The organism is Leifsonia sp. 21MFCrub1.1 (assembly GCF_900107895.1).
Taxonomy (GTDB): Bacteria; Actinomycetota; Actinomycetes; order Actinomycetales; family Microbacteriaceae; genus Leifsonia; species Leifsonia soli.
On the sequence record NZ_LT629867.1, the window covers coordinates 2,576,585 to 2,594,569 of the forward strand.

Annotated in this window: 21 protein-coding genes; 8 read left to right on the forward strand and 13 right to left on the reverse strand. The window is 71.0% G+C overall.

Annotated features, from left to right (window positions below; genetic code table 11):
- Nucleotides 1-43 precede the first annotated feature (43 nt).
- Together rpmI and infC are read right to left on the reverse strand one after the other, a co-directional pair.
- Nucleotides 44-238 (reverse strand): 50S ribosomal protein L35, encoded by a 195-nt coding sequence (gene rpmI, locus BLW09_RS12290; protein WP_018190164.1) that lies wholly within the window; start codon nt 236-238, stop codon nt 44-46.
- Nucleotides 238-894: a translation initiation factor IF-3 gene (gene infC / locus BLW09_RS12295; RefSeq protein WP_089913016.1), complete on the reverse strand. Its 657-nt coding sequence runs from the start codon at nt 892-894 to the stop codon at nt 238-240. The genes rpmI and infC overlap by 1 nt, the downstream gene beginning before the upstream one ends.
- Before the next feature lie 268 nt (nt 895-1,162).
- On the opposite strand from infC, the gene BLW09_RS12300 reads away from it, so the two are divergent.
- Complete coding sequence (locus tag BLW09_RS12300) at nt 1,163-1,537, forward strand: DUF1844 domain-containing protein (RefSeq protein ID WP_089913019.1); 375 nt, start codon at nt 1,163-1,165, stop codon at nt 1,535-1,537.
- A 2-nt stretch (nt 1,538-1,539) separates the two neighbouring features.
- Nucleotides 1,540-3,336, forward strand: a complete 1,797-nt coding sequence (locus BLW09_RS12305; protein WP_089913021.1) for a gamma-glutamyltransferase family protein — start codon at nt 1,540-1,542, stop codon at nt 3,334-3,336.
- 71 nt (nt 3,337-3,407) lie between these two features.
- Here the strand turns inward: BLW09_RS12305 and BLW09_RS12310 are convergent, their stop codons facing one another.
- The 3 genes from BLW09_RS12310 to BLW09_RS12320 all read right to left on the reverse strand — a co-directional run bounded on the left by BLW09_RS12310 (nt 3,408) and on the right by BLW09_RS12320 (nt 7,433).
- On the reverse strand, nt 3,408-4,784 hold the full coding sequence (locus BLW09_RS12310) for a pyridoxal phosphate-dependent decarboxylase family protein (RefSeq protein ID WP_089913024.1): 1,377 nt from the start codon (nt 4,782-4,784) through the stop codon (nt 3,408-3,410).
- 78 nt (nt 4,785-4,862) lie between these two features.
- The gene (locus BLW09_RS12315) at nt 4,863-6,290 is read right to left on the reverse strand and encodes an amidase (protein ID WP_089913028.1); all 1,428 of its coding nucleotides are present in this window, start codon (nt 6,288-6,290) and stop codon (nt 4,863-4,865) included.
- 9 nt (nt 6,291-6,299) lie between these two features.
- A complete protein-coding gene (locus tag BLW09_RS12320) occupies nt 6,300-7,433 on the reverse strand; it encodes an alpha/beta hydrolase family protein (RefSeq protein ID WP_231946826.1) in 1,134 nt (377 codons plus the stop codon).
- Nucleotides 7,434-7,557: 124 nt separating this feature from the next.
- Between BLW09_RS12320 and BLW09_RS12325 the strand changes: the two genes are divergently transcribed.
- The 4 genes from BLW09_RS12325 (at nt 7,558) to BLW09_RS12340 (ending at nt 10,269) form a co-directional block, all read left to right on the forward strand.
- Nucleotides 7,558-7,983 (forward strand): GntR family transcriptional regulator, encoded by a 426-nt coding sequence (locus tag BLW09_RS12325; protein ID WP_089913034.1) that lies wholly within the window; start codon nt 7,558-7,560, stop codon nt 7,981-7,983.
- The gene (locus tag BLW09_RS12330; RefSeq protein WP_089913036.1) at nt 7,980-8,897 is read left to right on the forward strand and encodes an ABC transporter ATP-binding protein; all 918 of its coding nucleotides are present in this window, start codon (nt 7,980-7,982) and stop codon (nt 8,895-8,897) included. The genes BLW09_RS12325 and BLW09_RS12330 overlap by 4 nt, the downstream gene beginning before the upstream one ends.
- Complete coding sequence (locus BLW09_RS12335) at nt 8,894-9,667, forward strand: hypothetical protein (RefSeq protein WP_089913038.1); 774 nt, start codon at nt 8,894-8,896, stop codon at nt 9,665-9,667. The genes BLW09_RS12330 and BLW09_RS12335 overlap by 4 nt, the downstream gene beginning before the upstream one ends.
- A gap of 227 nt (nt 9,668-9,894) precedes the next feature.
- The gene (locus BLW09_RS12340; RefSeq protein ID WP_157696937.1) at nt 9,895-10,269 is read left to right on the forward strand and encodes a DMT family transporter; all 375 of its coding nucleotides are present in this window, start codon (nt 9,895-9,897) and stop codon (nt 10,267-10,269) included.
- A gap of 7 nt (nt 10,270-10,276) precedes the next feature.
- Here BLW09_RS12340 and BLW09_RS12345 read toward each other — a convergent pair whose 3' ends face one another.
- The 6 genes from BLW09_RS12345 to BLW09_RS12370 form a co-directional block, all read right to left on the reverse strand.
- Entirely contained in the window at nt 10,277-10,507 is a 231-nt protein-coding gene (locus BLW09_RS12345) for a hypothetical protein (RefSeq protein ID WP_089913041.1), read from the reverse strand.
- Nucleotides 10,507-11,058: a DUF2781 domain-containing protein gene (locus BLW09_RS12350; RefSeq protein ID WP_089913046.1), complete on the reverse strand. Its 552-nt coding sequence runs from the start codon at nt 11,056-11,058 to the stop codon at nt 10,507-10,509. The genes BLW09_RS12345 and BLW09_RS12350 overlap by 1 nt, the downstream gene beginning before the upstream one ends.
- 19 nt (nt 11,059-11,077) lie before the next feature.
- Nucleotides 11,078-12,100 (reverse strand): hypothetical protein, encoded by a 1,023-nt coding sequence (locus BLW09_RS12355; protein WP_231946827.1) that lies wholly within the window; start codon nt 12,098-12,100, stop codon nt 11,078-11,080.
- Nucleotides 12,101-12,217: 117 nt separating this feature from the next.
- Nucleotides 12,218-12,796, reverse strand: a complete 579-nt coding sequence (locus tag BLW09_RS12360; protein WP_172824207.1) for a GNAT family N-acetyltransferase — start codon at nt 12,794-12,796, stop codon at nt 12,218-12,220.
- 34 nt (nt 12,797-12,830) lie between these two features.
- Nucleotides 12,831-13,523, reverse strand: coding sequence for a uracil-DNA glycosylase (locus BLW09_RS12365; protein WP_172824208.1), 693 nt, complete (start codon nt 13,521-13,523; stop codon nt 12,831-12,833).
- Nucleotides 13,524-13,531: 8 nt separating this feature from the next.
- Nucleotides 13,532-14,053 carry a phosphoribosyltransferase gene (locus BLW09_RS12370; RefSeq protein ID WP_018190148.1) on the reverse strand — a complete coding sequence of 174 codons (522 nt, stop codon included), beginning with the start codon at nt 14,051-14,053 and terminating at the stop codon, nt 13,532-13,534.
- 42 nt (nt 14,054-14,095) lie between these two features.
- Between BLW09_RS12370 and BLW09_RS12375 the strand changes: the two genes are divergently transcribed.
- A complete protein-coding gene (locus tag BLW09_RS12375) occupies nt 14,096-15,556 on the forward strand; it encodes an MFS transporter (RefSeq protein ID WP_089913058.1) in 1,461 nt (486 codons plus the stop codon).
- A gap of 2 nt (nt 15,557-15,558) precedes the next feature.
- Nucleotides 15,559-16,353, forward strand: coding sequence for a nucleotidyltransferase domain-containing protein (locus BLW09_RS12380; RefSeq protein WP_089913061.1), 795 nt, complete (start codon nt 15,559-15,561; stop codon nt 16,351-16,353).
- Nucleotides 16,354-16,374: 21 nt separating this feature from the next.
- On the opposite strand, the gene BLW09_RS12385 is transcribed toward BLW09_RS12380, so the two are convergent.
- Together BLW09_RS12385 and BLW09_RS12390 are read right to left on the reverse strand one after the other, a co-directional pair.
- Nucleotides 16,375-17,073, reverse strand: a complete 699-nt coding sequence (locus BLW09_RS12385) for a potassium channel family protein (protein ID WP_089913064.1) — start codon at nt 17,071-17,073, stop codon at nt 16,375-16,377.
- 1 nt (nt 17,074) lies between these two features.
- Entirely contained in the window at nt 17,075-17,848 is a 774-nt protein-coding gene (locus BLW09_RS12390) for an SDR family oxidoreductase (protein ID WP_172824209.1), read from the reverse strand.
- Nucleotides 17,849-17,985: the final 137 nt, after the last annotated feature.

Below are 17,985 nucleotides of genomic sequence, written 5' to 3' on the forward strand. Positions count from 1 at the left end.
TAGTCGATTTCCTTAGTGCTGATAAAAGATCTGAGCGGGCGAGTTACTTGCCGAGCATCCGGCGGATGACCTTGGCGTCCACCTCGGGGACGACCTGCTCCTGGTTCAGCCGGCGCGTGCGACGGCTGGACTTGAGCTCCAGGTTGTGGCGCATACCGGACTGCTGCTTCATGACCTTGCCGCTGCCGGTGATCTTGAAGCGCTTCTTGGCGCCGGAGTGGGTCTTCTGCTTGGGCATTACTTCTCCTCGTTCGTCGCCTGGGCGGGCGAACTCTCATCGGACTGAGCAGCGTCGGCTGTCTCAGCAACCGCGTCCTGGTCGCGCCCCTGGGCGCGCGCCTTGGATGCGGCACGTACTGCGTTGGCCTCGGCCTTGGCCTCGGACTTGTTCTTCACGGGGCTGATGATCATCACCATGTTGCGCCCGTCGATCGTGGGGTTGGACTCCACCGTGCCGAGCTCGGCGACGTCCTCCGCGAAGCGCTGCAGCAGACGGACGCCCTGCTCCGGACGCGACTGCTCACGGCCTCGGAAGAGGATCATGGCCTTCACCTTGTCGCCGGCCTTCAGGAAGCCTTCTGCGCGCTTGCGCTTGGTCTCGTAGTCGTGCTTGTCGATCTTGAGGCGGAACCGCACCTCTTTGAGGATGGTGTTCGCCTGGTTGCGCCGGGCCTCCTTGGCCTTCTGCGCAGCCTCGTACTTGAACTTGCCGTAGTCCATGATCTTGGCGACCGGCGGCTTGGAGTTGGGCGCGACTTCGACCAGGTCGAGGTCGGCCTCCTGCGCGAGTCGCAGTGCGACCTCGATCTTGACGACACCGACCTGCTCTCCGCTGGGGCCGACGAGTCGTACTTCGGGGACGCGGATACGGTCATTCGTACGGGGTTCGCTGATGTCTGTCTCCTCTGATCAAGCGATTCTTCGCGAGCCACGGATCGTCGGTGACGTTCCGGCGAAAGAGGAGGTTCCACGCACCAGCGCGGCCTGCGATCCGAGGATCACAGGCCTGGTACAGCACCCTGACTACCCCCGCGTTCGCACGCGGTGGCGGAGTGCAACGACCCGGTAACCTAGAAAACGGTCAAGCGCGGGTGGGAGGAATCTCCACTTTCGTACCGGGACAGAAGTCCCGGAGCCCGAACGATTCTAACAGAGGAATGCAGTGAGCGACACATCCTTCACTTTCGACGACTCCGGCCACGGCGAGGACGGCGTGGCCGAGGCCACCCGCGACATCGCCGAGGTGCCCGCCGTCGAGGTGATCACCACCACCGCGGTGCACCTGATGAGCGCCGCCGCCGTCAAGTGCGGGCTGGCGGACGACCCGGAGCACCAGACCGATCTGGATGAGGCCCGCAAGCTCATCGACGCCCTCGCCGGCCTGGTCACGGCGAGCGCGCCGCACGTCGGCGACCAGCACGCCAGGAGCCTCCGCGACGGCCTCCGCTCCCTGCAGCTGGCCTTCCGCGAGGCATCGGCGATCCCGGACGAGATCGGCAAGGGGCCGGGCGAGAAGTACACCGGCCCGGTCAGCTGACCATGGCGTTCACGCCGCCTCCCGCGTTCACCACGCGCCCCACCCTCCAGGGCACGTTCGGAATGAGCGCGTCGACGCACTGGCTCGCCACGGCCGCCGCGCAGGCCGTGCTGGAGCGCGGCGGCAACGCCTTCGACGCCGCGGCGGCCGGCGCCTTCGTGCTGCACGTCGTCGAGCCGCACCTGAACGGACCGGGCGGCGACCTCGTCGCCCTCGTCGCGACGGCGGACGACCCGGCCCCGGTCGTGCTCTCGGGCCAGGGGCCGGCGCCCGCGGGGGCGACCCGCGAGCACTACCTCGCCGAGGGGCTGGAGCTGGTCCCGGGTTCCGGCGCGCTGGCCGCGGCGGTCCCGGGCGCCGTGGACGCGTGGCTCCTGCTGCTGAAGGATCACGGCACCTGGGAGCTCGCGGACGTGCTCGCGTTCGCGATCGGCTATGCGGAGGGCGGCCATCCCGTGCTGGAACGCGTGTGCGCGACGATCGAGCGCGTCGCACCGCTGTTCGCCGAGCACTGGCCGACGTCGGCGGAGCGGTGGATGCCGGGCGGCCGCATCCCGCAGCCCGGCGAGCTGATCACCGACCCGGCGTACGCGCGGGTGCTGCGCCGCCTCATCGCCGCGGGCGACGGCGCGGCGCGGCGGGAGGAGCGCATCGAGGCGGCGCGCACGGAGTGGGCGACGGGAATCGTCGCGCAGGCCGTCGATGCGTTCGTGCGAACGCCGCACCGCCACTCCGACGGCGGCGACCACGCGGGTGTCATCGCCGCGTCCGACTTCGCGGCGTACCGGGCGTCCTACGAACCGGCGGTCACCTCGGAGTTCCGCGGGCATACGATCGCGAAGACGGCCGCCTGGGGCCAGGGCCCCGCTCTGCTCGCGACCCTCGCCATCCTGGACGGCTTCGACGACGACCGACTCGACCCGTCCACCGAGCTCGGCGCCCACACGATTCTGGAGGCGCAGAAGCTCGCCTACGCCGACCGGGACGCGTACTTCGGCGACGACGACGTGCCGCTCGACACGCTGCTGTCGCCCGCCTACGCCGCCGAGCGCCGCGCCCTGATCGGCGATCGCGCCTCGACCCGGTTCCGTCCGGGCGCGCTGCCCGGCCGCGAGCCCTTCGCGCCGCCGCTGCGCACCACGTATACCCCGCCGTCCGGCGTCACGACGGCAGGCGTCGGAGAGCCGACCGTCTCGCGGACCGGCGAGACCCGCGGCGACACCTGCCACATCGATGTGGTCGACCGCTGGGGCAACATCGTCTCGGCGACGCCGTCCGGCGGCTGGCTGCAGTCGTCGCCGACCATCCCGGAGCTGGGATTCTGCCTCGGCACCCGCCTGCAGATGACCTGGCTGGAGGAGGGATCGGCGTCGACGCTCACGCCCGGCCGTCGACCGCGGACCACGCTCACGCCGACGCTGGTGCTGCGCGACGGCGTCCCCGTGACCGCGCTGGGCTCCCCCGGCGGCGACCAGCAGGATCAGTGGCAGCTGCTGTACCTGCTGCGCACGATCGTGGGCGGCTACTCCCCGCAGCAGGCGATCGATGCGCCGGCGCTGCACACGACCGCCATCGCGGAGTCGTTCTGGCCGCGCACCTGGGAGCCGGCCGGCGCGGTCGTCGAGGATCGCCTCGGCGACGACGTCATCGCGGGCCTGGGGGCGCGCGGCCACCGCGTCACTCGCGCGGGCGACTGGACGCTCGGCCGTCTGTCGTCGGTCGGCCGCGACCCGCAGACCGACGTGCTCACGGCCGCAGCCAACCCCCGCGGCCAGCAGGGGTACGCCGCGGGACGCTGAGAACCCCGGTCGACCCGCGCGCCGCAGCCCGCCTGCCGGTCAGCCCACCCGCCGGTCAGCCCACCCGCCGGTCAGCCCACCGCGTCCACCGCGCGGCGGACGGCGGCCACGGTGCGGCCGGCCTCCTCCGTGTCGGTGAGCCAGTTGCTGACCGAGAAGCGCAGCACCGCCCTGCCCTGCCACGTCGACGGGGATGCCAGCGCCGCCCCGTCGGCCAGGAGCGCCGCCCCGACCGCACGGGTGCGGTCGTCGCTGCCGAAGGACGCGCACACCTGCGTGTAGACGACCTGGTTGAGCACCTCCGCACCGGGGATGCCGCGGATGCCCTCGGCGATCACCGCCGCCGCGTCCGCCAGCTGCTGGACCAGGTCGGCGACCCCGAGGCGTCCGAGCTGAGCGAGCGTCGCGTACGTGGTCAGCCCGCGGGCGCGCCGGGACAGCTCCGGGACGCGGTCGCTCGGGTCGGCCACGTCGGCGGAGGAGGCGAGGTAGGCGGCGTGCTGCGCCATCGCGCCGTGCAGTGCGGCCGGATCGGCGACGACGGCGATACCGCAGTCGTAGGGGACGCTGAGCGTCTTGTGCGCATCCGTCGCCCAGGAGTCCGCGCCGTCGATCCCGTCGGTCAGCGCGCGCAGCCCGGGGGCGGCGGCCGCCCAGAGCCCGAACGCGCCGTCCACGTGCACCCAGGTGCCGGCGCCGTGCGCGATCCGGATCAGCTCGGGGAACCGGTCGAACGCTCCCGAGTGGATGTTGCCCGCCTGCAGCACGACGAGGGCCGGCCCATCGCCGTCCGCCAGCGCCTCGCGCAGGGCGTCGGGCAGCATCCGCCCCTGGGCGTCGGCCGCGATCACTCGCGCGTGTCCGAGCCCGGCGAGATGCGCGGCGCTGTCCACCGAGCCATGTCGCTCGGCGCCGACCAGCACGCGGATGCGCGGCGACCCCGCCAACCCGTCGCCAGGGTCCCATCCGCCCCGTCGCAGCAGTTCGTCGCGGCCGCAGGTCAGCCCGACAACGTTCGCGACGGTGGCGCCCGTGACGAACCCCACTTCCGCCGTCTCGGGCAGCCCGAGCAGGTCGAGAAGCCACTCCGCCGCGAGCTCCTCTGCGCCGGCGACCCCGGGCGTGACGGAGCGGAGGCCGTTGTTCTGGTCCCAGGCCGAGGTCAGCCAGTCGGCCGCGAGCGCGACCGGCTGAGCCCCTCCCATCACCCAGCCGTGGAAGCGCGGCGAGTGGATGCGCATCAGGCCCGGCTCGATCGCCGCGGACATCCTGCGGATCACCTCGACCGGGGCCGGCCCGCGGTCGGGCAGCGCGCGGCCCAGCGCATCCTTTACCTGCTCCACGTCCGCCTCGGGCGGGATGCGTCCGCCACGGACGCCCTCAAGCCACCGCTCCGCCGACCGCACCGCCTCGTCGAGCGGCTCCCGAAATCCCTCCGGATCACTCACACGCGCATGCTAGTGGCCGCCGAGGTGCTCGTTGTTGCTGCCTTTTCGGGGCGGAAGGCAGCACCTGCGAGCATCTCGTCACCAGACGGGCGGGCGTCGGTCCGCCCAGCGGAGGCGGCGCTCCAGCTGGGCGGCCAGCGAGAGCAGCGTCCGCTCGCCGCCGGGGCGGCCGATCAGCTGCACCCCCATCGGCAGGCCGTCGGCGGTCTGCGACACCGGGAGGACGATCGCCGGCAGGCCGGTGACGTTCAGCATGGAGGTGAAGGGCGTGTACTGCACCTGCTGCTCGAAGTTCCGCTCCCCGTCCTCCTGGTCGTACCAGCCGACCGGACGCGGGGTGAGGGCCATCGCGGGCGTCAGGACGGCGTCGAACGACGACAACTGGCGGATGAAGCTCCGCTCGTACGCGGTGAGGGCCGAGAGCGCCTCGCTCAGCTCCCGTGCGCTGAGGGAGCGACCGCGCTCCACCAGCCACGCGGTCAACGGCTCGAGCAGCGCGAGCGCGTCCCCCTCGGCCGGGATGCGCGCCGCACCGGCCTGCCAGATCGTGCGGAACGCCGGAGCGTAGGTGTCGTCGGGTTCGAGCGCGGTCTCCTCGACCCCGTGGCCCAAGGAGCTGACGGCGTCGACGGCCACGGCGAGCGCCTCCTGCGCCTCCGGAGCGATCCGGATGTCGTACGCGCCGTCCCAGGCGGAGGTGGTCATCACCCCGAGCTGGAACCGGCCCTCGCCACGCACGGCCGTTCCGAGGAAGGGGCCGTCGTCGTCGTACGGCGCGCGCAGCGTGTAGTGGTGATCGATGCGACCGTTGCGCTTCGCGATGATCCCGTCCAGCAGCAGGGCCGCATCCGCTGTCGTCCGGGCAATCGGGCCATCCACGACGAGCCCCGCCAGCGAATCGATCCCGCTGCCGGCGGGCACCAGCCCGCGCGACGGCTTGAGTCCGACCAGCCCGCAGGCGGCGGCGGGGATGCGGATGCTGCCGCCGCCGTCGGACCCCGGGGCGAACGGCAGCATCCCCGCCGCCACCGCGACCGCCGCTCCCCCGCTCGATCCGCCCGCGCCGAGCTGCGGATTCCACGGGTTGCGCGCGGGCGGCGCGGCCAGCGACTCCGTGTACGCGGGGAGTCCGAACTCCGGCGCATTGGTCTTGCCGAGGCTCACCGCCCCCGCCGCGTCGAGCGTCTCGACGATCTCGTCGCTGGTGTCCGGCACGAAGCCGGCCATCGCACGGGAGCCGAACCCGGTGGGCACGCCGGCGCGCATCCACAGGTCCTTGTCGCCCGACGGCAGCCCCCACAGCGGCGCGGTCTTCGGCACCCGCTCGGCCACCTCGTCGGCCCGTTCGAGCGCGCGCTCCCGGGTGACCGTGACGAACGCTCCCAGCTCGGGGTTCAGTCGTTCGATGCGGTCCAGGTAGTGCGAGGCCAGCTCACGGGGCGACACGCGCCCGGACTGGAGTTCCTGCCAGAGTGCGAGCGCGGTCAGCTCGTGGAGGTCGGCCATGGGGCCAGGCTAGCCGAGGTCGTGGTCGGCCCGGAGGAAGTCGATCACCGCCCGGTTGAACGCCGCAGGGTCGACGTTGTACTCCCAGCAGTGGTCGGCCGGCGAGAGCTCGACCAGCCGGACCGTCCGCGGGTTCGCCATGGCCAGCAGGACGGACGAGGCGAGGGGGACCTGTCGATCGCCTTCGGAGTGGATCACCAGCGTCGGGACCGGGAGCCGGCCAGGACGCGACCAGTCCAGCCGCTCGAAGTCGATCGGCTCGGGGAGGCCGAGCCGTGTGCTCCTGCGCGGGTCCGAGAGTGCTCTGATGGCCGCGGTCCCGGCCCATCGTGGCAGCCCGCGCTCGGCCGCGCCGGAGTGGATCGCGGCCCGCCAGTCCGTCACGGGCCCGACGAGCACCAGTCGGTGGATGAGCGCGCGGAAGGCGCTGCGCTCGACGAGCTGCAGGGCGATCGCGCCGCCGAGCGACCACCCGACGAGCACCACGCGCCGGGCTCCGTGGGCGACGGCGTAGCCGATCGCGACATCCACGTCCTCCCACTCCCGCAGTCCGAGCGTGGAGGCTCCTCCTGGCGACGGGGACGCCTCTCCGTCTCCGCGGTAGCTGACGACGAGCGAGACCATGCCCAGCGCGTCGATCGCCGGAACGGAGCGCAGGCTGGTGACCCGGCTGGTCCCGCGTCCGTGGATGTGCACTGCCCAGGTCGCCGGAAGCGCCGGCCGCGCCGGCTCGATCAGCCACGCCGGCGCCGTGCCGGCGGGCACCGCCAGCAGCACCTCCTGGAAGTCGCGCCCGAGGGCGGCCGGGCCCGCATGCAGGTGCCCCGTCCAGTAGCCGGCGGCGGCCGACGCCAGGTCGCCGGTCACCGTCAGCACCTCACGCGTCACCGTCCGCGCGCGGACGTCGTGCGATCGCAGGTGGCCGATCACCGCGTGACCGCCGTCTCCGAACCACAGCCCGAACTGGCCGCGGTGCAGGGTCCGGCGGTCGGCGTCGAGCGTCACGCTGGTGTCGGAGATCCGGTGGATGCGGGTCGCCCGCCGCTCGCGCGGCCGGACCACCGCGCGCGCCAGACGCAGTCCGGCACTGCGCACGCCCCACAGCACACCGGCCCACGCGAGGCCGAGCGCTGCGAGAGTCACGAGAATCCAGCCCATACCCGGGGGACGCACCGAGGACCCGCTTCGTGACGCGGAAGTCGGCTCTTGACAAACGCGAGGTCGCCTGGTTGGTTAGTTACATGAGTAATGAACCGGTGAAGCTCGCGTGATCGACGAAGGCAAGCCAATCTTCGTCCAGATCGCCGAGCAGATCGAAGACGACATCATCGACGGGGTCTACCCCGCCGAGACGCAGGTGCCGTCCACGAACGAGTTCGCCGCCTTCTACCGGATCAACCCGGCGACCGCGGGCAAAGGCGTGAACCTCCTGGTCGACGACGGAATCCTCTACAAGAAACGAGGCATCGGCATGTTCGTCTCCGACGGCGCACGTGAGCGGCTCGTCACCAAGCGACGCGACGCGTTCAGCGTCGAGTACCTCCGCCCGCTCCTCGCGGAGGCCGCGAAGCTCGGCATCGGCGCGGAGCAGCTCACCCACATGATCCAGGCGGCCGCGGACCAGCGGCCGGCCACCCCGGAACCCCGGACGACGCCGTCGGCGGCGTCCCCGTCGAAAGGAGTGCGCGCATGAGCGCCGCCCCCGCCCCGACCTCCATCGCCCCGGCGGTGCAGGTGTCGGGCCTGACCAAACGGTTCGGATCGTTCACCGCGATCGACGACGTGTCCCTCACCATCACGCCCGGCCGCATCCACGGCCTCCTCGGCCGCAACGGCGCAGGGAAGACCACCCTGATGCAGCTCATCACCGGGCAGGACTTCGCCACGCAGGGCGACATCCACGTGTTCGGCGAGAAGCCCACCGAGAACGCGCGGGTGCTGCAGAACCTCTGCTTCATCAAGGAGAGCCAGCGCTACCCGGAGGACTTCCAGCCGAAGCACGTGCTGCGCAGCGCGCCCTGGTTCTTCGAGAACTGGGACGCCGAGTACGCGGAGCAGCTCGTCGACGAGTTCCGGCTGCCACTCACCCGGCGCATCAAGAAGCTCTCCCGCGGCCAGCTCTCCTCCATCGGGGTCATCGTGGGGCTCGCGTCGCGCGCTCCGCTGACCTTCTTCGACGAGCCGTACCTCGGCCTCGATGCGGTGGCCCGCCAGCTGTTCTACGACCGGCTGCTCGAAGACTTCTCCGAGCACCCGCGCACGGTCGTGCTGTCGACGCACCTGATCGACGAGGTGGCGAACCTCCTCGAGCACGTCATCGTCATCGACCAGGGCCGCATCCTGATGGACGAGGACGCCGAGACCCTGCGCACCTCCGCCACCACGGTCGTCGGCCCGCGTCCCGCCGTCGACGAGTTCGTCCGCGCACGGGACGTGCTGCACCGCGACGGCATCGGAGGCCTCGCCTCCGTGACGGTCGCCGGCCTCAGCGCCTCCGAGCGTTCCCAGGCAGCGGCGGCGGGCCTCGAGCTCGCGCCGGTGTCGCTCCAGCAGTTGATCGTCCGCAGGACGGACGTCCGTGACACAGGAATCGAGCAGACCGCATGACCACCGCGACCCCGGCCCCCGCGCTGATCGCCGCGCCCCCGGCGGGGCGCCGCATCTGGCGCGTCGTCCGCCTCAACCTCGTCAACACGTGGACGGTGATCTGGATCCCGGCCATGATCATGTTCTTCATCGGGGTGGTGAACTGGCTGATCTGGTGGATCATCTGGGCCGCCACCGCCCCCGCCGACCGCGCCGACGCCATGGACGGCACGCAGTGGAGCGGCGGCGCGTTCTACATCTTCGTCTACATGCTGGTGGTGGGCATCCAGGTGATCTCGGCGACGTTCCCCTTCGCGCTCGGTTACAGCAGCACCCGACGCGACTTCGCGCTCGGCTCCGGGCTGACCTTCCTGCTCCTCGCTGCCGGGTACGCCGTCGGCTTCACGCTGCTCTCGGCCATCGAGGAGTGGACGAACGGCTGGGGCCTCGGCGGCCATCTGTTCACGTCGGTGTACTTCTCCGGGGAGAGTCTGGGCGGACGCCTGTTCACCGTGTTCGCCGCCATGCTGTTCTTCTTCGCCGTCGGCGCGTTCTCCGCCGCGCTCTTCATGCGGTGGCGGATGAACGGCATCCTCGCGGCCGGAGCGGCGTTCGCCCTCCTGGTCGTCGGCGCGATCGCGCTGATCACATTCACGCAGAGCTGGCCGGCGGTCGGCGACTGGTTCGCCGCGAACGGGCCGATCGGCGTGACGGCGTGGCTGCTGCTGCCGACCGCCCTCGCCGCCGTCGCCGGGTACGCGGTGCTGGGCCGGGCGACCCCGCGCAGCTGAGGGGTCCGGCGCAGCTGAGGGGTCCGGCGCAGCTGAGGGTTCCGGCGCAGCTGAGGGGCCCGGCGCCGGACATGGACGTGGCCGGGAGTCTCGCGCTCCCGGCCACGGTTTCATGCCATCGGCCTCACTCGGCCGGCGCGGTCTCCACGCCGTCCGACGATGTCGTCGCCGTCAGGCTAAGCCGCCGCGGCGACGCGCGACAGAACGTGCGGTGAACTCATAGCGGGATGCCAGAGAGCGCTTTGTCGTTCGCTAGCGTGTGTTCCGTGCTGGGCTACCTGTTTCTCGCCGTCGCCATCGCGACCGAGGTCGTCGCGACGACCTTCCTGAAGTTCACCTCCGGCGACAACCCCAAGTGGTGGGCGTTCGTCATCGTGGTCGTCGGGTACGTCGCGTCGTTCTTCGCGCTCTCGCTGGCGCTCGGCCGCGGCGTGCCGCTGGGGATCGCCTACGCGATCTGGTCGGCCGTCGGCGTCGCGGCGATCGCGATCATCTCCTGGGTGTTCTTCAAGGAGTCGCTCACCTGGGTGCAGATCGCCGGGCTCGTGCTCGTGATCGGCGGCGTCGGCCTGCTGGAGCTGGGCGCGAAGCACCCGGCCTGACGGCGCGTCAGGCGGAGCCGACGAACGCCCCGAGCGCCTCGTCCAGGGTCCGGGCCGGGGCGATGTACTCGTAGCGCGCGCCTTCGCCGGTCGGCACGTACTCCCCCTCCGGCGTGACGGTCACCGCGCCGAGCAGCCGGCCGCGGCCGAGCTCGGCGTCCTCATCCGGGAACGAGTGGTCGTAGACGTCGTACCGGTCGCCGTCCTCGTAGACGGTCAGGTCTTCCAGCAGGGGCATCAGAACCTCCTCGTGAACGGCAGCGGCTTGCGCATCCGGATGAGCAGCAGCAACGGCACCAGCACGTACGGCCCGTTGTAGAGCAGGAAGACGACCGGGTTGGGCGTGCGCTGCCCCACCGGACCGAAGAACTCGACGCCGAAGATCGGGATCGCCGTGAGGCTGATGATCATCGTCGCGTAGATCACGGCGAACAGCTGGATCCAGTTGAACCCCTTCACCAGGCAGATCACGAGCAGCACGTAGAACGGCAGGTAGACGAAGGCGCTGGTGCCGGTGATGAACCGCAGCCACAGCGGCTCCTGCATGTAGAGCGGGTCGTACTGCGACGAGTACGTGTAGTTCCACTGCGCCAGGATGTTCGTCGTCGTCGCCGTCTGCGGGATCCCCAGCGTGGGGATCGCATCGCTGATGATGCACGTCACGATGAACAGCGAGAACATCACGATGAAGAAGATGTCGAAGGGCCGCTTGCGCAGGGGCAGATTCACGGGCGTCGCCGATGCGGTGGCGACTCCGCTCGTCGCGGTTCCAGGGGTCACGGTGCTCACGCGGCGAGCCTAGCGCCCGTCAGCCGGTGTAGCCGACGTTGCGGAGCACCTGTTTCGTGAACGCCGTCTGCTGCTCCGGCGTGACGCCGTCGTAGCCGCCCATCTGCACCCAGCCGCCGGCCGCGATCACATTCAGCACGCCGTCCGGGCTCCTGTATGCGGATGTCCCGAACCCCGGCACATCGACCGATCCCGCGGGGCGCACCTTCTTCGCATACTCACCACCCCCGGGCAGGACGCCGACCGCGATCGAGGCGGTGACAGAAGAATCCTCCGACAACCACCAGCACCAGTACCCGCCGACCTGGCGGTCGATGTCGAACACCGACAGCGAGTACTCCCCGGCGTCGCTCTTGACCTCCCGTGCGGAGGGCAGCCCGCCGAGCGAGCCGAGCTGGTCCGCCGTCGCCAGTCCGTCGCATCCTGTCGCGCCGGTCAGCGTCGGAGACGGCGTCCACAACGGGCCCGGTGCTCCGAGAGCCGACACCACCCCGTAGATCTGACGGAGCGAAGTGGCGTCGGCGTCGGCCGGGAAGTGCGCGTTCAGGCCGGCAACCAGGTACCCGGCCACTCCGTAGTGCGGGGTCAGGAAGAGGAAGCCGATGGGCTTGTCCTGCACCCGCAGCGTGTAGGAGTCCGGCTCGGCACCCGGATAGTGGATCCCTCCGCCCTGCTCGCCGTTGAGGAACCCCTCGAAACCCTCGCGGGTGACCTCGGGGCCGACCTTCACGATGAACTGCAGGAGGTCCGCGTCGGCGGCGCCGTTCGACCATGAGCAGGTGAGTGCGCCGACCCGATCGTTCATCCACGAGGAGAGATTCGCCCTGTGCTTCTCCTCCTCCGGAACGAGACCAGTGCCGATCTGCGCCAAGGCTGCCGGCGGCATCAGCTGGTCGCACGTGGTGGGGACGCGGACCGGCTGGGTCGTTATGACCGGCGTCGGGGTGGGCGTCGGCGACGGCATCGCGGTGTGCGAGGTCGACTGACCGGCCGGAGCGCCCTGAGCGCATCCGGCCAGCACGAGCGCGGCACCGAGTGACACCGCAAGACTGAGAGCGAGCCGCCTTTTCATATTCCCCCCTCGGCATGCGCCCGGAAGGGGCGCTCAAGTGAACGCTAGTGGATGCTCAGGCCCGCGATACCGGGCGTTGCCGAAGCGTTACTTCAGCGACTTCTGCATCAGCACGGTGCCGAGCCAGCGGTCGAACTTGTAGCCGACGCGGCCCATGCGGCCGATCTCGGTGAAGCCGAAGTTCTCGTGCATCCGGATCGACGCCTCCGCGCCCTTGTCGGCGATGACGGCGATGATCTCCTTGAGTCCGGCCGCCTTCGACCGGTCGATCAGCTCCTGCATCAGCACCGGCCCAAGCCCCTTGCCGGTGGACGCGGCACCCAGGTAGATCGAATTCTCGACTGTGAACCGGTACGCGCGCTTCTGCTTCCACGGCTGCACGAGCGCGTACCCGAGGATCTGCCCCGTCGGCGACTCCGCGACGATGAACGGCATCCCGAGCTTCGTCAGGTACGCGTATTTGCTCTTCCACTCTCGCAGCGTCATCGCATCCTCGTCGAAGGTGACGGTGCTGTTGGCGACGTAGTGGTTGTAGATCTCCCGGATGTGCGGGAGGTCCTCCGGTCGCGCCTCGCGGATCGCGTACTCGAACGGCGCCTCGGCGGGCGGCGGCTTGCGCAGGTGCCGCGGCAGCACCCGACGCTCCTGGTATTCCTCTTCCAGCACCCGTCCAGCCTACGTCGCCCGCATTGCGGGCGCGTTACGGTTCGAGCGACCAGTCGACCGGTTTCCCGCCGCGCTCGGCGAGCAGCGCGTTGGCTCGCGAGAACGGCTTCGACCCGAAGAAGCCGCGTGACGCCGACAGCGGGCTCGGGTGCGCCGACTCGATCGCGGGGTTGCCGTCGAGGAGCGGCCGGAGGGTCGCAGCATCCCTCCCCCACAGGATGGACACGAACGGGCGGCCGCGCGCGACGAGCGAGCGGATGGCGTGCTCGGTGACGGCCTCCCAGCCCTGTCCGCGGTGCGACGCCGGCTCCCCCGGGCGGACCGTGAGAACCCGGTTGAGCAGCATGACACCGTGATCGGACCACGCGCTCAGGTCGCCGTGCGGGGGCGGCGTGATGCCCAGATCGTCGCGCAGCTCCCGGTAGATGTTCTGCAGGCTGCGCGGGAGGGGCCGCACGTGCCGCTCGACGGCGAAGGAGAGCCCGATCGGATGCCCGGGCGTCGGGTACGGGTCCTGGCCGACGATCAGCACGCGGACATCGGCGAGTGGAGCCCGGAACGCCCGGAGGACGGCGTCGCCGGCGGGCAGATAGTGCCGCCCCGCGGCGACCTCGGCGCGCAGGAACTCCCCCATCGCGGCGATCCGGTCGGCGACGGGCTCGAGGGCGGTCGCCCACCCCGGATCCATCGAACCGTCGGCGGCCAGCTCCGTCAGCGTCTTCGGCACGGTGCCGCTCAGTGGGTCGCGGCCGTCACGGGCGGAAGGGCCGACCACGGGAACGTGATCCAGCGATCGGTGCGGCGCCAGACGAAGTCGGGCTCCAGCACGGTCCGCGGCTTGGAGTAGAGGCACACCGTGCGGACGTCGGCGCCGGAGGCGGCGATCAGGTCGACGACCATCGCCAGGGTCCGGCCCGAGTCGGACACGTCGTCGACGAGCAGGACGCGCTTGGACTGGAGCGCGGCCGAGTCGAGCATCGGCGGGAGGACGACGGGCTCCGGGAGCCGCGTGTCGACACCCGTGTAGAACTCGACGTTCAGCGCGCCGCACGCCTTGATGCCGAGCGCGTAGGAGATGGCCCCGGCGAGCAGCAGTCCGCCTCGCGCGATCGCGACCACCATGTCCGGCTCGAACCCGGACTCGACGACCTCGCCGGCCAGATGACGCGAGGCCTCCCCGAACTCCAACCAGCCGAGAACCTCCCGTTCCGCCTCCTGGAGGACGTCTGCACCGGAATCGTCGAGTTCGCTGGCCATTGCTCTACCGTACCGGGGCCGCCCGGGTGTTAGCATCCGCGCATGACTTCGGAGAAGACGTCCGCCCAGCGCCGGGCGGCGGTCGTCATCGGCACCACGGCGGCCCTGATCGGCTGGCTCGCCCTGGTGGAGCTGACCAGCGGCATCCTGCAGGGCTACTACGTCCCGCTGATCTCCGACATCGTGAAGCACCTCGGCATCCACGACGCCGACTACAACTGGTTCGAGGCCGCCCAGCTGCTCGTCTCCGCCCTGGTCGTCCCCGTGCTGGCGAAGCTCGGCGACATGTTCGGCCACAAGCGCATCCTGCTCATCGCCACCGCCCTCACCGCGCTGTCGACCTGGTGGCTCGCCTTCGCCGGCGACTTCACGACCTACCTGCTGGCCTTCGCACTGCAGGGGTTCTATGTGGTGTGGCTTCCCCTGGAGGTCGCGCTCATCTTCGATCGCGGACGCCGCACGGGGACGGCCGCATCGGGCACCCGGCGCGCCGCCGGTCTGCTCGTCGTCGCCCTGGAGGCCGGGGCGATCGTCGGCGCGATCGGCGCCGGACTGCTCTTCGAGGCGCTCGGCGGGAGTGTCACGCTCACGCTGATGGTGCCGGCCGTCGCGGTCACGCTCGTGTTCTTCGCGATCCTGTTCGGCGTGCCCGAGTCGGAACCGGTTCCCGGCCGCAGCCTCGACGGCGTCGGGTTCACGCTGCTGGCACTCGGGCTGCTGCTCATCACCTCGGGGCTGACGTTCCTCCGGCTCAACGGGGTCGGCACGTGGTGGGTGTGGGTGCTGATCGCGGTCGGAGTGCTCGCGTTCGTCCCGTTCGGCCGCTGGGAGCTGCGCCAGGCCGATCCCGCCATCGACCTCCGTGTGCTCCGCCGCCCCACCATGTGGCCGGTGCAGCTCACGGCCGGCCTGATCGGGATCAGCCTGCTCGGCGCGCAGGCGCCGCTCAGCACCTACGCAGGCACCGACCCGGCCAACGGCTACGGTCTGGGGCTCTCGGCCGGCCAGCGCAGCATCCTGATCGGCGCGTACCTCATCTCGATGATCGTCGGGGCACTGCTGTTCCCGCTCGTGTCGTCGTGGCTGACGCCGCGGGTGACCCTGATCGGCGCCGCCTTCCTCGTGGCGATCGGGTACCTGATGTTCCTGCCGTTCCACCTCGAGACGTGGCAGGTGTTCACGAACATGGCGATCGCCGGCATCGGCTCCGGCGCCCTCGTCGGCGCGCTCCCCGCCGCGGCCGCCGCGGCGGCGCCCCGGGGGCAGACCGGCGTCGCGACCGCCCTGACGAACACCACCAAGACCATCGGCGGGTCGTTCGCGTCCGCCGTCTTCGGCGTCGTGCTGCTCGCGGGCGCCGCCACCGTGACGGCCACGGCCGCCAGCCTCGTCGGCTACATGCTCGTCTGGACCATCTGCGGTCTGGGCGCGCTCGTCGCCGCTGTGCTGCTCTTCTTCGTGCCGCGGCTCGCGTTCGCGGATCCGGAACCCGCCCTGGAGTGACCATGACCGAGCAGCAGCTTCCACCCGCCGTCGCCGACGCCCTCACCGCGTTCCTGCTGGAGCAGAGGCGCATCGCGCCCGGGCTGGTGAGCCGCGCGGTCGTCACCGGGTCCGCCGTCGCCGGGGACTGGCATCCCGGGGTCAGCGACATCGACGTGGTCTTCATCGTCACCCGCGACCCGGTCGACGACCTCCCCGCCCTCGCCGAGCTGCACGCCGCATCCCAGCCGCACATCGACGGCGTCTACCTGACCGAGTCCGAGATCGCCCGCGGCCCCGACGTGGTCCAGACCGCTCCGCAGGTGGTCGAGGGCGTCCTCGTCTCCGCTCTGGCCGGCGCGCAGCTCAGCTGGATCACCTGGCGGGAGCTGGAGTCGGGCGTTCAGGGCATCGTCGACGGCGGCGATGTGATCTGGTCGCCGGTCGCCGACCGCCACCCGCGCACCGCGCAAGGGATCGTGTCGTTCTCGCGCGACAACCTCCTCGACTACTGGCAGCGCATCGGCGACGGCCTCGAGGCGGAGATCGCCGACCGGCCCGACGACGGCCCGGTGCGGTCCGAGACCGTGCGCTGGGTGGCGCTCGGCCCCATCCGGCTGGTCGCCACGATCGAGACCGGCGACGTGCTCTCGAAGACGGCAGCCGCCGCGTTCGCCGCGGAACGCTGGCCCGAGCACGCCGAGCTGCTGGAGCGGACGGTGCGCGACCGGGCGGGCGAGCGCCAGGAGTTCACGGTGCGGGACGCCCGGCAGGCCCTCGCACTGCTGCGCTCGTGCGTGGCGGTCGCCGAGGGCTGACGGCCGACCGGGAGACGGTGCTCAGCCCCGGTCGTTCCTGCCATCGTGCGGGTGCTCCGCGTCCTCCTGCTGCGCCTCGGTGCGACGGAGGTGCTGGGTGTGATCCGCCAGGTAGCTCACGATCGTGGCGCTGGCGGTTCCGACGATGACGATGCCGCCGGCCATCAGCACCACGGCGAGCAGACGCCCCTGCAGGGTCACCGGGTAGTAGTCGCCGTAGCCGACGGTCGCCAGGGTGACGCAGGCCCACCACAGGGAGTCGCCGAAGGTGAGGATGTTCGCGCCGTGCGCGTCGCGCTCCGCCTGCAGTTCGGCGAGCGCGATCACGTAGAGGAACATCAGCACGAAGCTCGCCGCGATGATCAGCACCCGCCGGCGCAGGTGGGACGAGGTGTTCCCGCGGAGACCCGGGATGCGCCGCAGCGTGGTCAGGAGGCGGAACGGCCGGGTCATCGGGAGGAACACCGAGAGCAGGTCGATCGGATACTTCCGGACGAAATGGAGCTTGTGCCGCGCGAGCGAGAAGCGGACGACGTAGTCGACGAGGAAGAACAGCCACACGACGAGGAGGACGGCGAGCAGCGCGACCTTCAGGGCCTGGGGCTTGGTCTCATCCAGGATGTTCCAGGAGTACGCCACCAGGAAGAGGGCGCTGGCCGCGATGCCCGGCCAGGCGGTGGCCCGCTCCCAGCGTTCGCGCTTCTCGTCGTCGTCGTCCATCTCACCCCTTCACCCGGAGCTCGCCCTTGTGCAGCCGGTACGGCGCCGCCTGGGCGACCGGCTTGACCACGATCAGGTCGAGGTCGACGTGGCGGGGGCGGGTGAGCGCGTGGACGATCGTCTCGGCCACGTCCTCGGCCGAGAGCGGCTCGGGCACGTCCTCGTAGACGGCGTCCCTGCGCGCCTGGTCGCCGCCGAACCGGACGAGCGAGAACTCCTCCGTCGCGACCATCCCCGGCGCGATCTCGACGACACGGATCGGCTCGCCGTTCAGCTCCAGCCGCAGCACCTCGGTGAGGGCGTGCTCGGCGAACTTCGCGGCGTTGTACCCGCCGCCTCCCACGTAGGCGGTGAGGCCGGCGATGGAGGTCACGACGGCGATGTCGGCGTGGCCGGTCTCGGCCGCGCCCGCCCGCAGCAGCGGCAGGAGGGCGGAGATGACCCGCTTGGTGCCGATGACGTTGATCTCGTACATCCACACCCAGTCGTCGACGCTGGACGACTCGACGGAGTCGAGCCCGTGCGCACCGCCCGCGTTGTTCACGAGGGCGTGGATGCCGCCGGTCGCCGCCAGGTGGTCGCGGAGCGCATCCACGTCGTCCTGCCTGGTCAGATCGGCGACGACGAACTCGGCGCCGGTCTCGTCGGCCAGCGCGCGCAGGCGGTCCTCCCGGCGGGCGACGGCGACCACGTCCCAGCCATCGCTCCGGAAAGCGCGGACCGTCGCCGCCCCGATGCCCGAACTCGCTCCCGTCACGACCACACGTCTGCTCATGCCCTCATTGTCGCGGGTTACGGCGTGTTTCGGATACGTTGCCCGGGTGCGGCGGCGCGTCTAGCCTGCTGACAACGGCGGTGGCCGACCGCTCGCATACCGTGCGCATCGCGCGCTCACAGACCCGAAGGAGAGAC